This is a genomic window from Mesorhizobium loti R88b (genome assembly GCF_013170845.1).
In the GTDB taxonomy this organism is placed as follows: Bacteria; Pseudomonadota; Alphaproteobacteria; order Rhizobiales; family Rhizobiaceae; genus Mesorhizobium; species Mesorhizobium loti_B.
The window spans coordinates 3,791,269-3,815,359 of the sequence record NZ_CP033367.1; the positions used below are offsets into that span (position 1 = coordinate 3,791,269).

Annotated in this window: 22 protein-coding genes and 1 riboswitch; of the genes, 16 read left to right on the plus strand and 6 right to left on the minus strand. The window is 63.2% G+C overall.

What is annotated here, in order from left to right; translation table 11 throughout:
- Position 1 precedes the first annotated feature (1 nt).
- From cobG to EB235_RS18525, 6 genes are all read right to left on the minus strand, one after another.
- Positions 2-1,498 carry a precorrin-3B synthase gene (cobG, locus tag EB235_RS18500; protein ID WP_027029577.1) on the minus strand — a complete coding sequence of 499 codons (1,497 nt, stop codon included), beginning with the start codon at positions 1,496-1,498 and terminating at the stop codon, positions 2-4.
- Positions 1,495-4,923: a cobaltochelatase subunit CobN gene (gene cobN / locus EB235_RS18505; protein WP_027029576.1), complete on the minus strand. Its 3,429-nt coding sequence runs from the start codon at positions 4,921-4,923 to the stop codon at positions 1,495-1,497. The genes cobG and cobN overlap by 4 nt, the downstream gene beginning before the upstream one ends.
- A gap of 123 nt (positions 4,924-5,046) precedes the next feature.
- Positions 5,047-6,099 carry a cobalamin biosynthesis protein CobW gene (gene cobW / locus EB235_RS18510; RefSeq protein ID WP_027029575.1) on the minus strand — a complete coding sequence of 351 codons (1,053 nt, stop codon included), beginning with the start codon at positions 6,097-6,099 and terminating at the stop codon, positions 5,047-5,049.
- Positions 6,096-6,530 (minus strand): DUF1636 family protein, encoded by a 435-nt coding sequence (locus tag EB235_RS18515; RefSeq protein ID WP_027029574.1) that lies wholly within the window; start codon positions 6,528-6,530, stop codon positions 6,096-6,098. Before EB235_RS18515 ends, cobW begins: the two co-directional genes overlap by 4 nt.
- Positions 6,531-6,570: 40 nt before the next feature.
- Positions 6,571-6,775, minus strand: a riboswitch (cobalamin riboswitch).
- A gap of 55 nt (positions 6,776-6,830) precedes the next feature.
- Positions 6,831-7,556: a DUF6348 family protein gene (locus EB235_RS18520; protein WP_027029573.1), complete on the minus strand. Its 726-nt coding sequence runs from the start codon at positions 7,554-7,556 to the stop codon at positions 6,831-6,833.
- A 51-nt stretch (positions 7,557-7,607) separates the two neighbouring features.
- On the minus strand, positions 7,608-8,819 hold the full coding sequence (locus EB235_RS18525; RefSeq protein ID WP_027029572.1) for a winged helix-turn-helix domain-containing protein: 1,212 nt from the start codon (positions 8,817-8,819) through the stop codon (positions 7,608-7,610).
- 321 nt (positions 8,820-9,140) lie between these two features.
- Between EB235_RS18525 and EB235_RS18530 the strand changes: the two genes are divergently transcribed.
- From EB235_RS18530 to EB235_RS18605, 16 genes are all read left to right on the plus strand, one after another.
- A complete protein-coding gene (locus tag EB235_RS18530) occupies positions 9,141-9,506 on the plus strand; it encodes an NADH-quinone oxidoreductase subunit A (protein ID WP_010910112.1) in 366 nt (121 codons plus the stop codon).
- Positions 9,497-10,078 (plus strand): NuoB/complex I 20 kDa subunit family protein, encoded by a 582-nt coding sequence (locus EB235_RS18535; protein WP_027029571.1) that lies wholly within the window; start codon positions 9,497-9,499, stop codon positions 10,076-10,078. The genes EB235_RS18530 and EB235_RS18535 overlap by 10 nt, the downstream gene beginning before the upstream one ends.
- 4 nt (positions 10,079-10,082) lie before the next feature.
- Positions 10,083-10,688, plus strand: a complete 606-nt coding sequence (locus EB235_RS18540) for an NADH-quinone oxidoreductase subunit C (RefSeq protein WP_027029570.1) — start codon at positions 10,083-10,085, stop codon at positions 10,686-10,688.
- Between the two features lie 9 nt (positions 10,689-10,697).
- On the plus strand, positions 10,698-11,888 hold the full coding sequence (locus EB235_RS18545; RefSeq protein ID WP_027029569.1) for an NADH-quinone oxidoreductase subunit D: 1,191 nt from the start codon (positions 10,698-10,700) through the stop codon (positions 11,886-11,888).
- Positions 11,885-12,121, plus strand: coding sequence for a hypothetical protein (locus EB235_RS18550; protein ID WP_027029568.1), 237 nt, complete (start codon positions 11,885-11,887; stop codon positions 12,119-12,121). Before EB235_RS18545 ends, EB235_RS18550 begins: the two co-directional genes overlap by 4 nt.
- Before the next feature lie 10 nt (positions 12,122-12,131).
- On the plus strand, positions 12,132-13,445 hold the full coding sequence (locus tag EB235_RS18555; RefSeq protein ID WP_027029567.1) for an NADH-quinone oxidoreductase subunit E: 1,314 nt from the start codon (positions 12,132-12,134) through the stop codon (positions 13,443-13,445).
- Positions 13,446-13,455: 10 nt separating this feature from the next.
- Positions 13,456-14,760 (plus strand): NADH-quinone oxidoreductase subunit NuoF, encoded by a 1,305-nt coding sequence (nuoF, locus tag EB235_RS18560; RefSeq protein ID WP_027029566.1) that lies wholly within the window; start codon positions 13,456-13,458, stop codon positions 14,758-14,760.
- A 78-nt stretch (positions 14,761-14,838) separates the two neighbouring features.
- Positions 14,839-15,534 carry an NADH-ubiquinone dehydrogenase gene (locus tag EB235_RS18565; protein ID WP_027029565.1) on the plus strand — a complete coding sequence of 232 codons (696 nt, stop codon included), beginning with the start codon at positions 14,839-14,841 and terminating at the stop codon, positions 15,532-15,534.
- Positions 15,535-15,607: 73 nt separating this feature from the next.
- Positions 15,608-17,689 (plus strand): NADH-quinone oxidoreductase subunit NuoG, encoded by a 2,082-nt coding sequence (gene nuoG, locus EB235_RS18570; RefSeq protein ID WP_027029564.1) that lies wholly within the window; start codon positions 15,608-15,610, stop codon positions 17,687-17,689.
- A gap of 2 nt (positions 17,690-17,691) precedes the next feature.
- On the plus strand, positions 17,692-18,735 hold the full coding sequence (gene nuoH / locus EB235_RS18575) for an NADH-quinone oxidoreductase subunit NuoH (protein ID WP_027029563.1): 1,044 nt from the start codon (positions 17,692-17,694) through the stop codon (positions 18,733-18,735).
- Positions 18,735-18,944, plus strand: coding sequence for a hypothetical protein (locus tag EB235_RS18580; protein ID WP_027029562.1), 210 nt, complete (start codon positions 18,735-18,737; stop codon positions 18,942-18,944). The genes nuoH and EB235_RS18580 overlap by 1 nt, the downstream gene beginning before the upstream one ends.
- Positions 18,941-19,432: an NADH-quinone oxidoreductase subunit NuoI gene (nuoI, locus tag EB235_RS18585; protein WP_027029561.1), complete on the plus strand. Its 492-nt coding sequence runs from the start codon at positions 18,941-18,943 to the stop codon at positions 19,430-19,432. Before EB235_RS18580 ends, nuoI begins: the two co-directional genes overlap by 4 nt.
- Positions 19,433-19,670: 238 nt before the next feature.
- Positions 19,671-20,291: an NADH-quinone oxidoreductase subunit J gene (locus EB235_RS18590; protein WP_027029560.1), complete on the plus strand. Its 621-nt coding sequence runs from the start codon at positions 19,671-19,673 to the stop codon at positions 20,289-20,291.
- Position 20,292: 1 nt separating this feature from the next.
- Entirely contained in the window at positions 20,293-20,601 is a 309-nt protein-coding gene (nuoK, locus tag EB235_RS18595) for an NADH-quinone oxidoreductase subunit NuoK (protein ID WP_019858930.1), read from the plus strand.
- 10 nt (positions 20,602-20,611) lie between these two features.
- Positions 20,612-22,585 (plus strand): NADH-quinone oxidoreductase subunit L, encoded by a 1,974-nt coding sequence (nuoL, locus tag EB235_RS18600; protein WP_027029559.1) that lies wholly within the window; start codon positions 20,612-20,614, stop codon positions 22,583-22,585.
- Complete coding sequence (locus EB235_RS18605; RefSeq protein ID WP_027029558.1) at positions 22,585-24,090, plus strand: NADH-quinone oxidoreductase subunit M; 1,506 nt, start codon at positions 22,585-22,587, stop codon at positions 24,088-24,090. Before nuoL ends, EB235_RS18605 begins: the two co-directional genes overlap by 1 nt.
- The last annotated feature ends 1 nt before the right edge of the window (position 24,091 follow it).

The following is a 24,091-nucleotide window of genomic DNA, read 5'->3' on the forward strand; positions in this document are numbered from 1 at the left end:
CTCATTTCCGTTTTTCAGTTTGGGCCTGTCGGTAAGCCTCGGCGATTGCCGCCGGCCCGAGCCTTGTCAGGCAGTGGGCTGCGGTCTCGCCTTGATATCGTGCGCTGCGGATCACTGCCGCGACGCGACTGACACCGCGCGCGGCGTCATAGCCCGGCCTGTAGCCGGCAGGAAGGGCCTTTGCCGTCGCGTTCACGACAAGTCCGGCCCCATTTTCGCCGCCGACGATTGTCAGCGCCGCTGGGCCTGGATGCGCGCAGCCCTTGGCGCAGCCGGAAATGTGCAGGGTGAAGTCGAGAATGTCAGCGTTTTCGGCGGCGATGGTTTCGGCGATGTCGCGCGTGGCAATGTGGCCGGAGGCGCAGGCCGGTGTTCCGGGGCAGGCGGCGATGCGGGTGCGCGGGTCGGTGGGGGAGGTTACGAAGCCGAGGGTGGCGGCTGTGGTTTGGAGGGGGTGGTTGGCGGCTGATGGTTGGCCGAGGAAGAGGAGGGCACGGCCTGGGGCGAGGCGGATTTCTGAGGTGCCAAGTTCGGAGGCTTGGCTGGCAAGGTCTATGAGGTTTTGCGCTGGCATACTGCCGAAGGGTAGGCCGATGCCGAGGGCGTGGCCGGTGTTCAAGTCGAAGAGGCCAATCGGCGGGCGGGAGCGCTCTACGGCGCCCCCCTCTGTCCTGCCGGACATCTCCCCCACGGGTGGGGAGATTGGCAGCTTCGGCGCCGGCGCTCCTTCTGCAACGTTGGTGATTGGCGAAGCCGGCGATGACAGCCCAATCTCCCCCCTCGTGGGGGAGATGTCCGGCAGGACAGAGGGCGGCGCCTCGCGCAAACCTGTCAAAAGCCAACCTGCGAGAGACGCCAGTTGCCTCTCGGACAAATCCCTCCCATGGGCGTCACGGCCCTTCTCGGCAACCATTCGGAGGGCCGCGACAGTAATATCGCGTGCTGCATCGTCCTCAACCGTCGCAAGCCGTTTCGCCCTTTGGCCATCAACAGCGACAGATACAGTCCACAGGACGCCAGCGTCGGCTCGCATCGCCTTCAGCCTGATGTCGGCCGTCACAGCATCCATCGTCAGTTGCCCACCGCCGTCGACAATCACCGAGACCTTCGGCCCCAGCCTCGTCGTCAGCCCTGCCTCTTCAATCGCCACCCTGATCCGCTCAGCCAGCGGCCACGGATCGGCAATCTCCTGCGGGTCGATTCCGGCCAGCGGCCCGGTCTCGACCGGCACCCCGATACGCACGGCAATGCCCAGCGCATCGACCTCCGCCGCCAGCAGTGCAGTTCTTTCCGCCGTTAGTCCACGTATCTGCAGGCTGCCGCGAGCGGTGACTTCCATGATGCCGTTGCCATGCCGCAAGGCGGATTCGGCCAGTCCGATCAAAAGTTTGGGCGATAAGCCTCCAGCGACCGGGTTCAGCCGCACCAGCAGGCCATCGCCCGTCTGCATCGGCGCCGACAAAGCCGGGCAGGCGCCGCGCCTTGAAAAGGCGTTCATGCCGCCACCCCGAGCGCCTCGGCCTCGGCAATCAGCGCTGCAAGATCGTCGTCGATGGAATTGCGCAGGGGATGCCAGAGGCCGCGCCGACGCGCCGACAGGAAACGCTCGGCAATGACTTTCGCGGCCGCCGGGTTCTCGCGCAGGATGAAGGCGCGGACCAGGGGATCGCCGACATAGGCGTCGTGCACGGCCTCGATCAGCGAACCCGATATGGCATGGGTGGTTTCGGCGAAGCCGACCAGCCGGTCGACCGTCTCGGCGAATTCGGAGGCGCCGCGCGGGCCGTGGCGCATCTGGCCAGCGATGAAGCGAGCATTGACCGCGCGCGCCCGCACCACCCGCGATACGGCTTCGCTGACCGAGCGTGGCTTGGGCTTTTGCGGATCCGTGGTGTCGAGCACGATGACGTCGGCATTCCGGCCCAGCGCCGCAAGAGCGGCCGAAAAGCCGCCGATGAAAGCGACGTCGGCAGAGCCTTCCAGGATATCGCGGCCAGGATCGTCGCCGGTGTGGACGAGAAGGTCGGCCTCGGCGATGCGGGTTTCAAAGGCGCCGGGGGAGGCGATGCCTTCGCCCTCGGCGCCGCCATAGGCATGCGAGGTGGCGTCGAGATAGGCGCGGCCGATCTCTTCGCGCGCGCGCCAGTCGCCACGGGACAGGAGATCCTCGACGCCGGCACCGTAAGTGCCGGGCGAGGTGCCGAAGATGCGCGGGCTGATCTTGCCGTCGGCGCGGGTTTTGGCCGCGAGCGGGTTTTCCGAATCGTCCTCGTCGCGGGCGGCAACGGCATTGGCAGCGGCATCGATCAGCGCGATCTGGGTCGGGAACATGTCGCGGAACAGGCCCGAAATGCGCCAGGTGACATCGACGCGCGGGCGGCCAAGCGTGGCCGGCGGCAGTACTTCGATGCCGGTGATGCGGCCGGTGGCGGCGTCCCATTGCGGCCGGCAGCCCATCAGCGCCAGGCCTTGCGCGATCTCCTCGCCGCCGGTGCGCAGCGAGGCTGAGCCCCAGAGGTCGATGACCAGCGAGCGTGGCCAGTCGCCATGCGATTGCATATAGCCGCGCACGACCTCTTCCGCCGCGACCTTGCCCAGATCATAGGCGGTCGGCGTCGGCATGGTGCGCGGGTCCGAGGTGAACAAATTGCGGCCGGTGGGCAGCACATCGGAGCGGCCACGCGCGGGCGCGCCTGCCGGACCGGCCTTGACGTGACGTCCATCGAGCGCGGCCAGCAACGCCGTCTTTTCGGCCTCAGCGCTTTGGACGCGCATGGCATCGGGTTCGCTCTCGGCCGCACGGCCATAGATGTGCAGCCCGTCCTTGATGGCGAAATCCTTGAGGTCGCAGAGCCAGGCATCGATGCGGCGCAGCGCTTCGTCAGGCGCATCGGTCGTGGCGACGCCGGCTTCAGCAGCGAGGCCCGTCTTTTGCGCAGTCTCGACAATCAGTTTCGCCAGACGGTCGCGGCGACGGCGGTCGAGGCCGTCGGCCTGGGCGTATTCGTCGACCAGGCGTTCAAGTTTGTGCTGGTTTTCGTCCAGCCCAGCGCCGGCCAACGGTGGCGGCAGATGGCCAAGCGTGACGGCAGCGATGCGCCGCTTGGCCTGCGCGGCCTCGCCGGGATTGGAGACGATGAAGGGATAGATGACGGGCAGGGGACCCGTGACGATCTCGGGGAAGCAGTTTTGCGAGAGCGCGACCGTCTTGCCGGGCAGCCATTCCAGCGTGCCGTGGGCGCCGACATGGATCAGGGCGTGGACGCCGAGCGACTTGCGCAGCCACAGTCCGAAGGCGAGCAGGGCATGGCGCGGCGGGAGCGTCGGGTCGTGGTAGTCCGCGCGGCGGTCGGCGGAGCGGCCGCGGTCGGGGGGCAGGGCGACCGTGACGTTGCCGAAGGTAGCGGCGCGGAAGGGGAAGTGTCTTTCGCTTGTTGGCCGAGAAGGTCGGTGCGAGGCACCCCCCTCTGGCAGGACAGAGGGGGGCGCCTTGCGCAACCCTGTCTCGTCTTTTGCCTCGCCCCAAGCGCCTTCGACCGCAGTCATTGCCTCAATCGGCAATTCCTTCGAGAAGCGCAGATAGTCGTCCAGCCCCAGCCCACCATCGCCTCGCTCGAGCAAATCCAGCAGCGCGCGCGGCGATTGCGGAATCCCCTCAACGCCATAGCCCTGTTCGCTGAGGTCATGCAGCATGGCGAGCACGCTGGACGGCACGTCGAGACCGACGGCATAGCCGGTACGGCCAGGCGCGCTTGGGTAATCGGGGATCAGGATAGCCAGCTTTCGGTCGGCGCGGGGCGTCTCCTGCAGGCGAATGAACGCCGCGACGCGATCAGCCACCTGCGCGATCCGGTCCGGCTCCGGCCGGTTGGCGAAAGCGCGGTGACCAAGCGCCGGATCAACTTCGCTCTCGCCCTTGAAGGAAATCGCTCCGGCGAGGATGCGGCCGTCGAGTTCGGGCAGTACGACATGCATGGCAAGGTCGGCAGGCGCCAGGCCGCGCTGGTTGTTTTCCCAGACATCGCGGCGGGTGGTGGCGACGATGACCTGGAAGACGGGCACGCCGGCGCGGTCGAACAGGGTTTCGACGCCGGGTTCAGCACCGGAGGCGAAAGCGGTCGCGGTGATGATGGCGGCGGGGTTTAGCGTGGCCAGCGCGGTTTCGACGAAGGCGAGGGAGGTCGGGTCTTTCAGGCTGGAGACGAAGATGGGGATCGGGGCGATGCCGCGCTGGCGGAGCGCTTCAAAAAGCGCGTCGATCGGCGCGACGTCGGCGGCGAGCAGCATCGAGCGATAGAACAGGATGGGGATGACACGAGCGTTGATGTTGTCAACGCCGGCGTTTGAAAGATCCAGTCGTTCCACAACTCCGCGCCCAGGCTCGTAAAATCCGGCCTTCGGCACTGCAACCGGCGCCGAAACCGTTGCTTCCCCTCCAGCCAAGCCTGCCAATCGCTGAACCAGCGCGCTCATATTGGCCGGGCCACCCTCGCGGAAATAGCCGAGCAGCGCGTCCAATTCCAGGCGCGGCAGCGTTGAGGCTTCGATCAGTCTGAGGTCCTCGTCATGGCTTTCACCCGGAAGCAAAGCCAGCTTGATGCCGCGTTCGCGGGCTGTCGAGGCAAGCTGGTCGCAGCCATAGCGCCACCAGTCGTAGCCGCCGAGGATGCGGACCAGGATGATTTTGGCGTGGCGCGCCACGCTGTCGACCCAGAGATCAACCGACATCGGGTGGCGCAGGTCGCGCAGAGCGGCCAGCCGCATCGAGGGCAGGCTGCCGGCATCGACCTTCCACGCGGCCGCCAGTCCGGCGAGATCGCTGTCGGTGAAGGACAGCGCCACGATATCCGCCGGCGTCTGCCGCAGATCGATCGGCTCGGCGAGATCGTCGAGCGAGGCGGACGTGGTGGCGAGTATGTGCATTGCGGTCTAGCGCGGTTCACCGTTTCACGGAAACGGCGAACCGCTCTATCTCCTTGTTTTTTGCGCAATTCCTGTGGGAAAACCGCTTCACACTTTTCCTGGAATTGCTTTGGCTGCTTGGCGTCAGCCGGCGAGTATAGCTTCGATTGCCGGGCGGTTCAGCCCCTTCAGGCCGATGACGACGAGACGCGAGCGGCGATCGTCCTCGGCCGTCCAGGCGCGGTCATAGTAGTGATTGACGCGCGGGCCGACGGCCTGCAGCAAAAGCCGCATCGGCTTGCCGCCGACTTCGACGAAACCCTTCACGCGCAGCACGTTTTCCTGTTCGGCGGCGGTGGCGACGCGCTTTGCCAGTTCGTCGGGATTGGCGATCGAGGGAATGTCGACGATGAAGGTGTCGAAGTCGTCATGCTCGTGGTCGAAGGCGCCGTCATGATGGGACTTGCGGTTCTCGATGTCGTCCTCGACGGCGAGCCCGAGGCCGAGCAGCACGGAGGGATCGACCTTGCCATGCGATGTCGGCACGATTTTTACCGCGCGGGCGGAATGTTCATTGATGATGGCATTGGCGCGGGCCGAACCGGCGGCGTCCATCAGGTCGCTCTTCGACAGGATGATCAGGTCGGCGCAGGCGATCTGATCCTCGAACACTTCCTCGACCGGGTCGTCATGGTCGAGGCTGTCGTCCTGAGCACGCTGCGCCTGCAGGGCGTCCATGTCGTTGGCGACGCGGCCTTCGGCCAGCGCGGGGCCGTCGACCACGGCGATGACGCCGTCGACGGTTACGCGGCTCTTTACCGACGGCCACTGGAAGGCCTGGACAAGCGGCTTGGGCAGGGCCAGGCCGGACGTCTCGATCAGGATATGGTCGACTTTCGGCGTCAGCGACAGGATCTTGTCCAGCGCCGGCACGAAATCGTCGGCGACGGTGCAGCAGATGCAGCCATTGGCCAGTTCGACTATGTTTTCCTCCGGGCAGGTGTCGATGCCGCAGCCCTTCAGGATCTCGCCGTCGATGCCGATGTCGCCGAACTCGTTGACGATGATCGCGATACGCTTGCCGCCGGCGTTTTCCAGGAGATGGCGGACCAGCGTGGTCTTGCCGGCGCCGAGGAAGCCGGTGACAACGGTGCAGGGTACTCGGGAGAGATTGCCGGCCGGATTTGGAGCGCTCATGGTTGGTCCTTCAGCATGTCGAGAGGTGGAATACGCGCCACGAGGCCGCGCTTGAGGGAATCAGGCCGGCCGCGCCATGGGATGAGGCCGTCGGTCGAGGTGGCGAAGAGTTTTGCGCCGGTGATAAGGTCGGGGCCGCTGGTCAAGGTCAGGTCGCCGAAGACATAGCTCCAGCAGCCATCGCGCAGGATCGCGGCGCTGAGCCGGCGCTTGCAATTGCCGAGACATTCGACCGTGCGGACGCGGATATTGTCGGCCGCTGCGGCGCGGCGCGTATCTTCGGCCAAAAGTTCGCCGGCGCGGGGATGCGCGTCGGAGCCGGCCTCATTGCGGCAGGAGGCGCAGACGATGACGGTGACGCCGGCCAAGGCTTCACTGTCGCCGGACGCATTGTCCGCTGTGCCAGCCGAAAAACTGCTGTTCTGGTCCAAAAAGCCGGGCTCCTTGCCCGGAAACCCGCCGGGCGATCGGATTCTTCTGTCGCAGACGGCAGGTCTCCTGGCTCGCGGGTCATCGCCTTGGATAGCCGCCTTCCCGGGAACTCCCAGTGGCTTTCGGCCTTGGCTCTTCGCTTACAGTTGCGGGGACAGCCGCGGATTTGAGATCGAAATCCCGCACCGCATTCCCTCTTAGCCCTTGCCGTTGCGGGCAAGGGACCGTCTGGACCGGATTTAGGCTTTTGCAGGTGGCGGTGTCAACGCGCGGTAGGCGAGATCGCCAACCAGCTGTATTCAGCGCCGCAGGATTTTCTTGCCCAGCTGCGCCCAACGGCTCAGCGCAACCGGTCTCTCTTCTGGTAACGCAAGAATGACTTGGCGCACTGCCTGGTAGCCATCGCCGTGATGCCAATCCTGGCCAACGAGAAGCTCCTGGCCTTCCGGCCATGTTTCGTTGTCCAGGACAACTTCGTGACCGACCATTGCTCCGTCATGGCTCGCCAGGAATATCCGCACAAAATGACTGCCGGGGCGAACATTGGCCGCGAACAGTCTTTCCAAACGGGCATAGAACGCCGGATATGCTTGGTTGAGCGTGGATTCTGCCGCAGCCTGGGTGATCACAGGTCCGCCAAAGACCTTCCAACCGGCATCATTCCGACGCCAGAACTCGATTTCGGCTTGCATGTTCTCGCAGACATGATGCGCGAGGCCCTCGATCAGCACATGAAATACGCCGATCAGGAACTTTCCGAATGCCTGGAATGTCGCTTCTTCGCGCGTGCTGCCCATGCCGACAAACGATTCGATGGCTGGCTGAGTCTCCAGCAGGGGCGAGAAGATGTAGATCTCGACGACCAATCTGTGGGTAGAGTCTTGTTGCCCCCTGTTGAAAATCTCGGCTTCGAAGCGCAGGTCCTCCAGTTCAAGCCGGACGTCGTACTGTCCACGTACGGCTTTGATCCCATGCGCGATAAGCGCTTCGTGGATCAGGTCGAGAACTTGTTGCGATGCCATCATTGAACCTGGGCTGACAAAAACGCCTCAAACGTCTGCGGCCGGCGGCTGATGTCAAGAGCGGCTCTGGCTGTTGAACGCATCCAGCAGCGCCGGGCCTAGATCGCCGGCAGGCGTCACTTCCATGCGTTCAAGGCCAAGCCAGCCCTGCATCTGCTCCAATTCCTCGAAGAGCTGAGCAGCGGTCTCAGGCGGTGCGCCGAGTTCGGGGTAGGCGGCATGGACGCGCAGAATGCTCCCCGGTCGGTCGGCCCTGAGGTCGACTCGTGCCACGATCTTGTCGCCGAGCAGGAAGGGCAGGACGTAATAGCCGTATTGGCGCTTTTCGGCGGGCGTGTAGATTTCGATGCGATAGTGGAACTTGAAGAGCCGTTCCGACCGCGACCGTTCGAAGACGACCGGGTCGAAGGGCGCCAGCAAGGCACGAGCCTCGATTTTCCGGGGCAGGCGGGCGTCCTTGTGAAGATAAGCCGGCTTGTCCCAGCCTTCGACGCGCACCGGGATCAACTCGCCGGTCTCGACCAATTCCTCCAACCGCCCCTTCATGTCGGCCGGCGAAAGTCGAAAATAGTCGCGCAAATCGCCTGATGTCGCGATGCCGTGGGCGCGGGCCGAGATGCGCAGCAATTCGCGGTGCGCGTCCTCTGCAGCCGGCACCGGCAGGTCGAGGATCGCCTGAGGCAGAACGCGTTCCGGCAGGTCGTAGAAGCGCTCGAAGCCGCGGCGATGCGCGGTGGTGATGCGACCGGCCCAGAACAGCCATTCGAAGGCGTGCTTGGCGTGGCTCCAGCCCCACCAGCCGCCCGAACCTTTCTGGCCTTCCAACGCGGAAGCGGCGATCGGGCCGCGTGCGACGACCTCGCGGTAGATCTCTTCTATATAGGCGGCGTGCTCGCGACCCCATTTGGCCAGGCCGAGATACATTTCATCACCCTGCTCGGCGCGCTGCATGCGCCAGCGCATCAGCGGGTAGGTTTCGACCGGCAGGAACGAAGCCTCATGCGCCCAGTATTCAAAGACCGTGCGCTTGCGGGTGACGGCGGCATTGTCGAGCAGAGCGAGCGGGTAGGGGCCAAGCCGCGAATAGAGCGGCATGTAGTGAGCGCGTACCACCGCGCTGACGGAATCGATCTGCAGCAGGCCGGTGCGGGAGAGCACCCGGGCGAAGTGGCGGCGGTCGGGCGTGCCACTTGGCCGGGGATCGAGAAACCCTTGAGCGGCGAGCGCGATGCGCCGGGCCATGGGGAGCGAGATCTTTTCCTTCATTCGTATGCGACTCTGAGGAGGTTCTGACGGCTGATTCCAGACCATGCTAGCAGGGTTTTGCCGGCAACCATGTCAGGAGACAAAAGTGGAGTAGAAAATGAAGGAAATCAAACAGGAGCCGATCGGACCAGTTTAGCGCGACATGCCGTCCAGGCCGGTGTTTTGAACAAGGTTTGACTTGCTTCGATGGAAGTGCTGCGCTAACCCTCGCCGCGTTGCAGCATAGGCTCCTTAAAACGGTTCAGCGGTTAAACTGTCACGCTTCCGCATTAAGGTCCGGTGCTGTAATCAAAGTGGATTGGCTCCAACGGAAAGCCGAGCATGAACGCACTTCTCAGTTCGTACCTGCCCATCGTCCTGTTCATCGGCGTGGCGCTGGTCGTCGGCCTGGCGCTGCTGGCCGCACCGTTCCTGGTGGCGTACCGCAACCCCGATCCCGAAAAGCTTTCCGCCTACGAGTGCGGTTTCAACTCGTTCGATGACGCCCGCATGAAATTCGACATCCGCTTCTACCTGGTGTCGATCCTGTTCATCATCTTCGATCTGGAAGTGGCCTTCCTGTTTCCCTGGGCCGTCTCCTTCTCGAAGATCGGCATGCTTGGTTTCTGGTCGATGATGGTGTTTTTGGCAGTGCTGACCATCGGCTTTGCCTATGAATGGAAAAAAGGAGCGCTGGAATGGGATTGAACGACAGTTCAGGTACCCTCGTCGCGCCGAAGCCCAAGGGCCTCATCGATCCCAACACCGGCCGGCCGGTGGGGGAGGACGATCCCTTCTTCCTCGAAATCAACAATGAGCTTGCCGACAAGGGCTTTCTGGTCACCTCGACCGAGGCGCTGATAACCTGGGCGCGCAGCGGCTCGCTGATGTTCATGACCTTTGGTCTGGCGTGCTGCGCCGTCGAGATGATCCACACCTCGATGCCGCGCTACGATTCGGAGCGGTTCGGTGTCGCGCCGCGCGCGTCGCCGCGCCAGTCCGACATCATGATCGTCGCCGGCACGCTGACCAACAAGATGGCGCCGGCGCTGCGCAAGGTCTACGACCAGATGCCGGAACCGCGCTACGTCATCTCGATGGGCTCCTGCGCCAATGGCGGCGGCTACTACCACTATTCCTATTCGGTGGTGCGCGGCTGCGACCGTGTGGTGCCGGTCGACATCTATGTCCCCGGCTGCCCGCCGAGCGCCGAAGCCCTGCTCTACGGCATTCTTCTCTTGCAGAAGAAGATCCGCCGCACCGGCACGATCGAACGGTAAAGCCATGGCCGCATCCCTTAGCGAACTGTCGACCTATCTCGGCGAGAAGCTGATTGGCCGCGTCAACGACGCGGCGATCGCCTTTGGCGAACTCACCGTTCATGTCGAGCCGCGCGATCTGGTCGAAGTGGTGACCTTCCTGCGCGACGATGCGCGTTGTCAGTTCATCTCGATCATCGATGTCTGCGGCGCCGATTATCCGTCGCGGGTCAAGCGCTTCGACGTCGTCTATCACCTGCTGTCTCCGAAGCAGAATGTGCGTATCCGCGTCAAGGTTCTGGCCGACGAGGAGACGATGGTGCCATCGATCACTGGCGTGTTCCCGGGTGCCGACTGGTTCGAGCGCGAGACCTACGATCTCTATGGCGTGCTGTTCTCGGGCCATCCCGATCTGCGCCGCCTGCTGACCGACTACGGCTTCGAAGGCCATCCGCTGCGCAAGGATTTCCCGCTGACCGGCTTTGTCGAGGTGCGCTACGACGACGAAGCCAAGCGCGTCATCTACGAGCCTGTGGAATTGAAGCAGGAATTCCGCAATTTCGATTTTCTCTCGCCTTGGGAAGGCACGGACTATGTGCTGCCCGGGGACGAAAAAGCCAAGACGAATTGAGGCGCCAGAATGGCTGAAACCTCCGTCCGCAATTTCAACATCAATTTCGGGCCGCAACACCCTGCGGCGCATGGTGTTTTGAGGTTGGTTCTGGAACTCGACGGCGAAGTCGTCGATCGCGTCGATCCGCACATTGGCCTGCTGCATCGCGGCACGGAAAAGCTGATCGAGGCAAAGACCTATCTGCAGGCGGTGCCTTATCTCGACCGGCTCGACTATTGCGCGCCGATGAACCAGGAGCATGCCTTCGCGCTCGCCGTCGAGCGCCTGCTCGGCATCGAGGTTCCGAGGCGCGGCCAGCTGATCCGCGTGCTTTATTGCGAAATCGGCCGCATCATGTCGCACATCCTTAATGTGACGACACAGGCCATGGACGTCGGCGCGCTGACGCCGCCGTTGTGGGGCTTCGTCGAGCGCGAAAAGCTGATGGTGTTCTATGAGCGCGCTTCCGGTTCGCGTATGCATGCCGCCTATTTCCGCCCCGGCGGCGTCCATCAGGACCTGCCGCGCCAACTGGTCGAGGACATCGGCAAGTGGATCGACCCGTTCCTGAAGTCGATTGACGACCTCGATCGCCTGCTGACCGGCAACCGCATCTTCAAGCAGCGCAACGTCGATATCGGCATCGTATCATTGGCCGATGCCTGGGCCTGGGGCTTTTCGGGCGTCATGGTGCGCGGTTCGGGCGCGCCGTGGGACCTGCGCAAGTCGCAGCCCTATGAATGCTATTCGGAAATGGATTTCGACATTCCGATCGGCAAGAACGGCGACTGCTACGACCGTTATCTCGTGCGCATGGAAGAGATGCGCCAGTCGGCGCGGATCATGCGCCAGTGCATCGATCTGCTGCTCGGCAAGGAAAGCACCGGTCCGGTGTCGAACCTCGACGGCAAGATCGTGCCGCCGAAGCGCCAGGCGATGAAGCGCTCGATGGAAGCGCTGATCCACCACTTCAAGCTCTACACCGAGGGTTATCGCGTTCCGGCGGGCGAGGTCTATGCGGCCGTCGAGGCGCCGAAGGGCGAATTCGGCGTCTATCTCGTCTCCGACGGCTCCAACAAGCCCTACCGCTGCAAGCTGCGCGCGCCGGGTTTCGCGCATCTGCAAGCCATGGATTTCCTCTGCCGCGGCCACATGCTGGCCGACGTCACCGCTGTTTTGGGTTCACTAGATATCGTGTTTGGGGAGGTCGATCGATGAAACGCATTGCAATCGCAGCCCTGCTTACGACTTCAGCCGTGCTGTCAGCCCACGCCGAGGGCGTCACCGTCGATGCCTTGCTCAAGCAGGGCTTTGAGGTGAAGGCCGCAATCCCCAGCAATGCCGGTCCGGGCCTTGTCCTGCAGAAGGGCGATGCCGTGTTCATGTGCTTTGTCGCCGAGACCAAGACCTCCGGCGATATCGCCACTCAATATTGCAAGCCTGTTCACTAGGTTGTCCTGAATGTCAGTCCGTCGTCTCGCAGAAGCCAGCGTCCAGCCAGCATCCTTCGCCTTCAACCGGGCGAACGCGGCAGCGGCGAAGCTGTGGATCAAGAAGTACCCGAAAGGCCGCGAGCAGTCGGCGATTATCCCGCTTCTGATGATCGCGCAGGAGCAGGAAGGCTGGGTTACCAAGGCGGCGATCGAGACGATTTCGGATATGCTCGGCATGCCGCGTATCCGCGGGCTCGAGGTCGCGACCTTCTATACGCAGTACCAGTTGAATCCGGTCGGCACGCGGGCGCATATCCAGGTTTGCGGCACCACGCCCTGCATGCTGCGCGGCTCGGAAGCGCTGATGGATGTCTGCCGTTCGAAAATCCACCACGACCAGTTCCACACCAACGACAAAGGCACCTTGTCGTGGGAAGAGGTCGAGTGCCTTGGCGCCTGCGTCAACGCGCCGATGGTCATGGTGTTCAAGGACACGTTCGAGGATTTGACGCCGGAACGGCTGGCCGAGATCATCGATCTCTATGACGCCGGCAAGGGCGCCACAGTGGCGCCCGGACCGCAGAACGGCCGCACCGGCTCGGAGCCGGCCTCCGGCCTGACGACGTTGAAAAGCGAAAAGGCGATCCTCAAATCGACCCGTGACCGGGAAGCCAAGGCGGCGACCAAGGCAGCCCAGAATGCGGCGCCGGCCGCTGCCGCCGCTCCGGCCGCAGCCGCTCCTGCGGCGCAGGCACCGGCTGCCGCTTCTGTCGCGCCGTCCAATGCCAGCAAGCCGAAGACCGACGCGGCTGAAACCAGCCCGGCCTTGAAGACGCCTTCGGCGACCAAGGTGGCGCCGGCGGCGGAGACGGCGGCGAGCGTTTCGGCACCGCCGCTTTCGGCCGCCAACGCCAACACGGCAGCACCGGAAGTCGAGAAGGTCGTCAAGCAGCGCAATGGGCCGACGGCCAAGGCCGAACCAGCATCCGCCGTCAAGGCGCCGGAAGCCGAAGCGTCCGATGTTAAGGCAGCAGCTGCAAAGCCGGCAAAACCATCGCTGGAGGACAAGAACCGTCCGGCCGGTATCGACAGGCCGGCCGCGGTCGACGATCTCAAGCTGATCTCCGGTGTCGGCCCGAAGATCGAGGGCATCCTGCATACGCTTGGTATTTTCACCTTCGCGCAGGTCGCTTCCTGGAAGAAGGCCGAGCGCGAGTGGGTGGACGGCTATCTCTCCTTCCACGGCCGCATCGACCGCGATGACTGGGTCAAGCAGGCCAAGGCGCTCGCCAAGGGCGGGGTTGCCGAATACATCCGCGTTTTCGGCAAGAAGCCGGTCTGAGGGACGAAAAATGCTTCAGGACAAAGACCGCATCTTCAACAACATCTACGGCCTCTTCGACAAGTCGCTGGCCGGCGCCATGGCGCGCGGCGCCTGGGACAACACGCCGGGCCTCGTCGCCAAGGGGCGCGACTGGATCGTCAACGAGATGAAGGCATCGGGCCTGCGCGGCCGTGGCGGCGCTGGCTTCCCGACCGGCCTCAAATGGTCGTTCATGCCCAAGCAGAGCGACGGCCGGCCGAGCTACCTGGTCATCAATGCAGACGAATCCGAGCCCGGCACCTGCAAGGACCGCGACATCCTGCGCAACGACCCGCACACGCTGGTCGAGGGCGCCTTGCTCGCCGGCTTCGCCATGGGCGCGGTCGCTGCCTACATCTATGTGCGCGGCGAGTTCATCCGCGAGCGCGAAGCGCTGCAGCGGGCCATCGAGGAGGCCTATGAGGCCAAGCTGATCGGCAAGGGCAACACATCAGGCTACGATTTCGACGTCTACATGCATCACGGCGCTGGTGCTTATATCTGCGGCGAGGAGACGGCGCTGCTCGAAAGCCTCGAAGGCAAGAAGGGTCAGCCAAGGCTGAAGCCGCCATTCCCGGCCAATGTCGGCTTGTACGGTTGTCCGACGACGGTCAACAATGTCGAATCCATTGCGGTGGCGCCGACCATCCTGCGCCGGGGCGCGGCCTGGTTCTCGTCCTTCGGCCGGCCCAACAATGTCGGCACCAAGCTGTTTTGCATCTCCGGCCACGTCAACAATCCGTGCACCGTCGAAGAGGCCATGTCGATCTCGTTCCGCGAACTGATCGAGACCCATTGCGGCGGCATTCGCGGCGGCTGGGACAATCTGCTCGCCGTCATTCCGGGTGGCGCCTCGGTGCCGCTGGTGCCGGCGGAGCAGATCATCGACGCGCCGATGGATTTCGATGCGCTGCGCGATCTCAAGTCGGGCCTCGGCACGGCGGCTGTCATCGTCATGGACAAGTCGACCGATGTGGTGAAGGCGATCGCTCGACTGTCTTATTTCTACAAGCATGAGAGCTGCGGCCAGTGCACGCCGTGCCGCGAAGGCACGGGCTGGATGTGGCGGGTGATGGAGAGGCTGGTGCGCGGCGAGGCGCAGAAGCGCGAGATCGACATGCTGCTCGACGTCACCAAGCAGATCGAAGGCCATACGATCTGCGCGCTGGGCGACGCTGCGGCATGGCCGATCCAGGGCCTGATGCGGCATTTCCGCGGCGAGGTGGAGCGCCGCATTGACGAGTTTTCGCGCAACGCGCATCGCGCCGAACCGGTGATGGTGGCGGCGGAATAGAGAATATGTGACTGCGGGCGAAAGCCCGAAGCGAGAAGTGCGGGGCGGGGCGAACGAAGAAACGACCAGGAGAACTCTATGGCGCCGTATTCGACACCCTACCCAATGATGCCCAATTTGGACCAGATCGAGAAGATGAACCAGGACCTGACCAGGATGATGCCGAAGGAGATGGCCAGCGCCGTCAACCTTTTCGTGCACCCTGTCGCGGGTGCGGCGGCGATGTCGGCGCTTGGCATCGGGCTCGCCAATCATGCGTTCGGCGTCTGGCTTGGCGCGCTTTCGGGCGCGGCCGAAGCCTCGCAGCGGCTCATGCAGCCTGTCGTCGATGATTTCGAGGCGCGCGTCGCGACCTTCGACGACACGAGCGTCTCCGCCACCAAGGCGCGGGCGACGGCCAAAACCGTGATCGCCGAGGCGCAGTCCTTTGCGCAGGAAGTCACCGATATCGCTGCCAAGGAAAGCGTCGTCATTGCGCCGGCCGCAACTGCCGCCCCCGCAACGGGCGAGACCGCCGATGTGTTGCTGCCCGAGGATTTCAGGCAGCCCAAGGCGATGGACAAGCCGGCGAAACCGTCGGACTTCAAGGCGATATCGGGCATCGGCCCGAAGCTGGAGAAGGTTCTGAACGGCCTGGGTATCTGGACATATGCCCAGATCGCCGCATGGTCGCCGCAAGAGATCGCCTGGGTTGACGACTATCTGTCGTTCAAGGGCCGCATCGGCCGTGATGACTGGACTGCCCAGGCGGCGGCTTTGGCCGCGAAGAAGTGAATGAAATGCCGGGCGCTGCTGAAGTCGCGCCCGGGAAATGAGATTGCGGGAAATCCGCAGAGGTTTGAGGCGAATGGCAAAGCTCAAGGTCGACGGGAAAGAGATCACTGTACCCGACCACTACACGCTGCTGCAGGCGGCGGAAGAGGCGGGCGCGGAAGTGCCGCGCTTCTGCTTCCATGAGCGGCTGTCGATCGCCGGCAATTGCCGCATGTGCCTGATCGAGGTGAAGGGCGGACCGCCCAAGCCGCAGGCCTCCTGCGCCATGAATGTGCGTGATCTTCGCCCAGGCCCCAATGGCGAGGCGCCGGAAATCTTCACCAACACGCCGATGGTCAAGAAGGCCAGGGAAGGCGTGATGGAATTCCTGCTCATCAACCATCCGCTGGACTGCCCGATCTGCGACCAGGGCGGCGAATGCGACCTGCAGGACCAGGCGATGGCCTTCGGCGTCGATTCCTCGCGCTATCACGAGAACAAGCGCGCCGTCGAAGACAAGTATATCGGCCCGCTGGTCAAGACGGTGATGAACCGCTGCATCCACTGCACGCGCTGCGTCCGCTTCACCACGGAAGTCGCCGGCATTTCCGAACTCGGCCTGATCGGCCGTGGCGAGGATGCCGAGATCACCACCTATCTCGAAAGCGCCATGACCTCGGAACTGCAGGGCAATGTCATCGACCTCTGCCCGGTCGGCGCGCTGACCTCCAAGCCCTTCGCCTTCCAGGCGCGCCCTTGGGAGCTGACCAAGACCGAATCGATCGACGTGATGGACGCCGTCGGCTCGGCGATCCGCGTCGACAGCCGTGGCCGCGAAGTGATGCGCATCCTGCCGCGCGTCAACGAGCAGGTGAACGAGGAGTGGATCTCCGACAAGACCCGCTTCATCTGGGACGGCCTGCGCACGCAGCGCCTCGATCGCCCCTATGTGCGCAAGGACGGCAAGCTGGTTCCAGCAAGCTGGGCCGAAGCATTCGCCGCGATCAAGGACGTGGTGTCGAAGGCGGCGCCCGAGAAGATCGGCGCCATTGCAGGCGATCTCGCCGCTGTCGAGGAAATCTACGCGCTGAAGCAACTGATGGCGTCACTCGGTTCGAAGAACACCGACTGCCGCCAGGACGGTGCCGCTCTCGATCCGACGCTCGGCCGCGCCAGCTACATCTTCAACCCGACCATCGAAGGTATCGAGCAGGCCGACGCGGTGCTGATCATCGGCGCCAATCCGCGCTACGAGGCCTCGGTGCTCAACGCCCGCATCCGCAAGCGCTGGCGGGTCGGCAATCTGCCGGTCGGTGTCATCGGCGATGTCGGCGACACGCGCTATGACTACGAATTGCTCGGCGCCGGGCCGGATTCGCTGAAGGATTTGGCCGACGGCAAGGGCAAGTTCTTCCAGGTGCTCAAGAACGCGACGCACCCGCTGATCATCGTTGGCCAGGGCGCGCTGGCGCGTGCCGATGGCGCGGCCGTGCTTGGCCAGGCGGCGAAGCTCGCGGCTGCCGTGAACGCTGCCCGCGCCGACTGGAACGGTTTTGCGGTGTTGCACACTGCAGCCGGCCGCGTCGGCGGCCTCGATGTCGGCTTCGTACCGGGCGAGGGCGGCAAGGATGTTGCCGGCATGCTTGGTGAGACGGACGTGCTGTTCCTGCTCGGCGCCGACGAGATCGACATGGGCAGGACCGGCGGCGCCTTCGTCGTCTATATCGGCACCCATGGCGACCAGGGCGCGCATCGCGCCAATGTCATCCTGCCGGCGGCCGCCTACACCGAAAAGTCGGCCACCTATGTCAACACGGAAGGGCGTGTGCAGCAGACCAACCGCGCCGGCTTCGCGCCGGGCGATGCCCGCGAAGACTGGGCGATTCTCAGGGCACTGTCCGATGTGCTGGGCAAGAAGCTGCCATTCGATTCGCTGCCGCAGTTGCGTGCCAAACTCTATGGCGAATACCCGCATCTGGCCCGCATCGACCACGTCGAGTCGGGCAATGCCGAGGATATCGCCAATGTGGCGAAGCTCGGCGGGCAGCTCAACAAGGGCACCTTCACCTCGCCGGTTCACGATTTCTATCTGACCAATCCGATCGCGCGGGCGTCCGCCGTGATGGCGGAATGCTCGGCACTGGCCAAGAGCGGCTTCAAGCAGGCGGCGGAATAAGCATGGAAACCTTCTTCTCCTTCTACGTGCTGCCGGCGCTGATCATTCTGCTGAAATCGGTCGTGCTGATCGTTATCCTGCTGATTTTCGTCGCCTATATCCTCTATGCCGACCGCAAGATCTGGGCGGCGGTGCAGCTGCGGCGTGGTCCGAACGTGGTCGGTCCGTGGGGCACGCTGCAGGCCTTCGCCGACCTGCTGAAGTTCGTCTTCAAGGAGCCGGTGATCCCGTCAGGCGCCAACAAGGGCGTCTTTCTGCTGGCGCCGTTGGTTTCGGCGGTGCTGGCGATCTCGGCCTGGGCGGTCATTCCGGTCAATGAGGGCTGGGCCGTCGCCAACGTCAATGTCGGCATCCTCTATGTCTTCGCCATCTCCTCGCTCGAGGTCTATGGCGTGATCATGGGCGGCTGGGCGTCCAACTCGAAATATCCGTTCCTCGGCGCGCTGCGCTCGGCGGCGCAGATGGTGTCCTATGAAGTCTCGATCGGCTTCGTCATCGTCACCGTGCTGCTCACCGCCGGCTCGCTCAACCTGACCGATATCGTGCTGTCGCAGCATGACGGAATTGGCACGCGGCTCGGCCTGCCCAACACGTTCCTCGACTGGAACTGGCTGTGCCTGTTCCCGATGTTCATCATCTTCTTCATCTCGGCGCTGGCCGAGACGAACCGTCCGCCCTTCGACCTGGTCGAAGCCGAATCGGAACTGGTCGCCGGCCACATGGTCGAATATTCGTCGACGCCGTTCCTGCTGTTCTTCCTCGGCGAGTATGTCGCCATCGTGCTGATGTGCGCCTTGGCCACCATCCTGTTCCTCGGCGGCTGGCTGCCGCCCTTCGACTTCGCCCCCTTCACCTGGGTGCCCGGTGTCATCTGGTTCGTGCTGAAAGTGTGTTTCGTGTTCTTCGGCATCTCCATGGTGAAGGCCTTCGTGCCCCGCTACCGCTACGACCAGCTGATGCGTCTCGGCTGGAAAGTGTTCCTGCCGATCTCGCTGGCTATGGTGGTGATCGTCGCCGCCTTCCTCAAGTTCACGGGGATGGCGTGATGAGCAATTTGTCTATCGGCCTTTTGGGAGCAGCCGTCGGGCTTCTCATAGCGTTGTTCGAGTATCTGGTTTTGCTGCCTCGTATTCTGAAGCAGATAAGCGCGGAGGCTGTAAAACCGATAACGTTCGTGTTCCGTGTCGTGACGCCGATCCTGTTTGGATGCGCTGGCTATTTCGTCGCGATAAACCTGTATGGGAGTGGCCAATGAACGCTCTGTCTCAGGCCGCAAAATCGCTGCTGCTGCAGGATTTCGTCAGCGCCTTCTTCCTGTCGATGCGCCAGTTCTTCGCGCCGAAGGAGACGATCAACTATCCGCACGAGAAGGGGCCGACCAGCCCGCGCTTCCGGGGCGAGCACGCGCTGCGCCGCTATCCCAATGGCGAGGAACGCTGCATCGCATGCAAGCTTTGCGAGGCGATCTGCCCGGCGCAGGCGATCACCATCGAGGCCGGCCCACGCCGCAATGACGGCACGCGCCGCACGGTGCGTTATGACATCGACATGGTGAAGTGCATCTATTGCGGCTTCTGCCAGGAAGCGTGCCCGGTCGACGCCATCGTCGAGGGGCCGAATTTCGAGTTCGCGACGGAGACGCGCGAGGAACTCTACTACGACAAGGACAGGCTGTTGGCGAATGGCGACCGGTGGGAGCGCGAACTGGCGCGCAACATCTCGCTGGACTCGCCCTACCGCTGATATTTGCCGCATGGACGGGGCGAGGGGCCTCGTCCAGAGGATGATCCCGAAAAGTTGCAGACTTTTCGGACCAGATCATCCTCCGGGATGAAAGAGTGTCGCATGTTTCTTTCGATCGGGTCTTTCAACCCGATCGGAACATGCGATAGGAACACGAAACTTGCCGACCGGAGGCGGTCGCAAAGAATCGAACCGGGCACGAGCGCCATGTTCGAACAGGAAACCCGGGGGATCCCCAATGTTGAGTGGACTAGAGGCGGCCTTTTTCTACCTCTTCGCCTTTGTCGCGGTGGCGTCGGCGTTCATGGTCATTTCGTCGCGCAACCCCGTGCATTCGGTGCTGTTCCTGATCCTGACCTTCTTCAACGCCGCAGGCCTCTTCATGCTGACCGGCGCCGAGTTCCTGGCGATGATCCTGCTCGTCGTCTATGTCGGCGCGGTCATGGTGCTGTTCCTGTTCGTAGTCATGATGCTCGACGTCGATTTCGCCGAGCTGAAAAGCGGCGCCCTGCAATATGCGCCGATCGGCGCGCTGGTCGGGCTGATCCTGGCGGCCGAACTGATCGTCGTGCTCGGCGGCTACACATTCGCGCCGAAACTGGCCGCGACTGTTTCGAAGCCTATTCCCGATCTCGCGGCGCGCTCGAACACGGCAGCGCTCGGCGACATCCTCTATACCGACTACCTCTACTACTTCCAGGTTTCGGGCCTCATCCTGCTGGTTGCCATGATCGGCGCCATCGTCTTGACGCTGCGCCACAAGGAAGGGGTCAAGCGGCAGTCGATCGCAGCCCAGGTCGGCCGCACGCCGGCCACCGGCATGGAAATCCGCAAGGTCAAGTCGGGCGAAGGAGTCTGAGATGGTCGTCGGCATCGCACATTATCTGACCGTATCGGCGATCCTGTTCACGCTCGGCGTGTTCGGCATCTTCCTGAACCGCAAGAACGTCATCGTCATCCTGATGTCGGTCGAGCTGATCCTGCTGGCGGTCAACATCAATTTCGTCGCCTTTTCGGCCGCACTTGGCGATCTGGTCGGCCAGGTGTTCGCGCTGTTCGTGCTGACGGTCGCGGCGGCAGAGGCTGCCATCGGACTTGCCATTCTCGTCGTCTTCTTCCGCAACCGCGGCTCGATCGCGGTCGAAGACGTGAACATGATGAAGGGTTGACGGAACCACCATGTATCAGGCCATCGTCTTCCTTCCCCTGCTCGGCTTCCTGATCGTCGGCCTGTTCGGCAATTCGCTCGGCGCCAAGGCATCCGAATACATCACCTCCGGTTTCCTGGTGATTTCGGCCGTGCTGTCGTGGGTTGCCTTCTTCAGCGTCGGTTTCGGCCATGGCGAGGTGTTCGTCGTGCCGGTGCTGCACTGGATTCAGTCCGGCGGCCTCGACGTATCCTGGGCGCTCAGGATCGACACGCTGACGGTGGTGATGCTGGTGGTGGTCAACACCGTGTCGGCGCTGGTTCACATCTATTCGATCGGCTACATGCACCACGATCCGAACCGGCCGCGTTTCTTCGCCTACCTGTCGCTGTTCACCTTCGCCATGCTGATGCTGGTGACAGCCGACAATCTGGTGCAGATGTTCTTTGGCTGGGAAGGGGTCGGTCTCGCGTCCTACCTGCTGATCGGCTTCTGGTACAAGAAGCCGTCGGCCAATGCCGCGGCCATCAAGGCCTTCGTCGTCAACCGTGTCGGCGATTTCGGCTTCGCGCTCGGCATCTTCGGCTTGTTCGTGTTGTTCGGCTCGGTCAATCTCGGCACCATATTTGCCAATGCAGCAACGTTCATTCCGGCTGAAGGCGCACCGCAAGGTCCCGCCGTGCTGACCTTCCTTGGCCATGCGCTGGACAAACAGTCGGCGATGACCGTCGTCTGCCTGCTGCTGTTCATGGGCGCCATGGGCAAGTCGGCACAGGTGCCGCTGCACACCTGGCTGCCGGACGCCATGGAAGGCCCGACGCCTGTTTCCGCGCTCATCCATGCCGCCACCATGGTGACGGCGGGCGTGTTCATGCTGGCGCGGCTTTCGCCGCTGTTCGAACTGTCGCATTCGGCGCTGACGGTGGTCACCTTCATCGGCGCCTTCACCGCCTTCTTCGCGGCGACCGTTGGCCTCGTCCAGAACGACATCAAGCGCGTCATCGCCTATTCGACCTGCTCGCAGCTCGGTTACATGTTCGTGGCGCTCGGCGTAGGCGCCTATGGCGCTGCAATCTTCCATCTGTTCACGCATGCCTTCTTCAAGGCGCTGCTGTTCCTCGGCTCCGGCTCGGTCATCCATGCCGTCTCCGACGAGCAGGACATGCGCAAGATGGGCGGCTTGCGGAAGCTGATCCCGACCACCTACTGGATGATGGTGATCGGCACGCTGGCGCTGACCGGCGTCGGCATTCCGGTAACCGTCATCGGCACCGCCGGCTTCTTCTCCAAGGACGCCATCATCGAGAGCGCCTTTGCCGGCCACAATTCGGTCGCCGGCTTCGCCTTCGTGCTGCTCGTGATCGCGGCCTGCTTCACCTCCTTCTACTCCTGGCGCCTGATCTTCATGACGTTCCACGGCAAGCCGCGGGCGAGCCATGAGGTTATGCACCATGTCCATGAATCGCCGCCGGTGATGCTGGTGCCGCTGTTCATCCTGGCAGCCGGCGCGCTGTTTGCCGGCGTCATCTTCCACAGCTCCTTCATCGGCGAAGGCTATGCCGAGTTCTGGAAGGCATCGCTGTTCACGCTGCCGGACAACCACATTCTGCACCAGATCGAAGAACTGCCGCTGTGGGTCGAGCTGTCGCCCTTCATCGCCATGCTGATCGGCTTCGCGCTGGCGTGGAAATTCTACATCCGCTCGCCGGAAATGCCGGTGAACCTAGCTAAGCAGAATCGCGGGCTCTACGCCTTCCTGCTCAACAAGTGGTATTTCGACGAGCTCTACGACTTCCTGTTCGTGCGGCCGGCCAAGCGCCTCGGCTACTTCCTGTGGAAGACCGGTGATGGCACCATCATCGACGGGCTCGGGCCGGATGGCATTTCGGCGCGCGTCGTCGATGTCACCAACCGCGTCGTCAAGCTGCAGACCGGCTACCTCTACCATTATGCCTTCGCCATGCTGATCGGCGTTGCCGCACTCGTCACCTGGATGATGCTCTGATGACCGCCTGGCCAATCCTCTCGCTGGTCACCTTCCTGCCGCTGGTTGGTGTGCTGCTGATCCTGTTCATCAACGATGACAGCGAAAACGCACGCCGCAACATCCGCGCCATCGCGCTGCTGACGACGACGTTCACCTTCATCATCTCGCTGTTCATCTGGACCGGCTTCGACAACTCGCAGGCCGGCTTCCAGTTCGTCGAAAAGGTCGCCTGGCTCGACTCCGGTATCTCCTACCACATGGGCGTCGACGGCATTTCCATGCTGTTTGTCATCCTGACGACCTTCCTGATGCCGCTCTGCATCCTGGCCTCGTGGGAATCGATCGAGAAGCGCGTCAAGGCCTACATGATCGCCTTCCTGCTGCTCGAGACGCTGATGATCGGCGTGTTCTGCGCGCTGGACATCGTGCTGTTCTACGTCTTCTTCGAGGCCGGCCTGATCCCGATGTTCATCATCATCGGCGTCTGGGGCGGCAAGCGGCGCGTCTACGCCTCGTTCAAGTTCTTCCTCTACACGCTGGCCGGCTCGGTGCTGATGCTGCTTGCCATCATGGCGATGTTCTATCAGTCCGGCACGACCGACATCCCGACGCTGTTGACGCACAGCTTCCCGGCCAACATGCAGACTTGGCTATTCCTCGCCTTCTTCGCCTCTTTCGCGGTGAAGATGCCGATGTGGCCGGTGCACACCTGGCTCCCCGATGCTCACGTCGAAGCGCCAACGGCAGGCTCGGTCATCCTGGCCGGCATTCTCCTGAAGATGGGCGGGTACGGCTTCCTGCGCTTCTCCTTGCCGATGTTCCCGCTGGCATCCGAAATGTTCGCGCCGCTGGTGTTCACGCTCTCGGTCGTCGCCATCATCTACACCTCGCTGGTGGCGCTGATGCAGCAGGACATGAAGAAGCTGATCGCCTATTCGTCGGTCGCCCATATGGGCTTCGTCACCATGGGTATCTTCGCCATGAACCAGGAAGGCGTGCAGGGCGCGATCTTCCAGATGCTCAGCCACGGTCTGGTCTCGGGCGCGCTGTTCCTGTGCGTCGGCGTCATCTACGACCGCATGCACACACGTGAGATCGATGCCTATGGCGGCCTGGTCAACAACATGCCGAAATACGCCACCGTGTTCCTGATCTTCACCATGGCCAATGTCGGCCTGCCCGGTACATCGGGCTTCATCGGCGAATTCCTGACCATGCTCGGCGTGTTCCGGGTCAACACCTGGGTGGCGTTCTTCGCCGCCACCGGTGTCATCCTGTCGGCGGCCTATGCGCTCTGGCTCTACCGCCGGGTGATCTTCGGCGCGCTGACCAAGGACAGCCTGAAGGGCCTGCTCGATCTGTCGTTGCGCGAGAAGGTCATCATCTACCCGCTGGTGGTGCTGGTCATCTTCTTCGGCGTCTATCCTGCTCCCGTCTTCAACGCGACGGCCCAATCGGTCAAGTCGCTCGTCACCAATGTCACCGCATCCATCGGCGCCGCGCAGACCGCGGCGGCGAACTGAC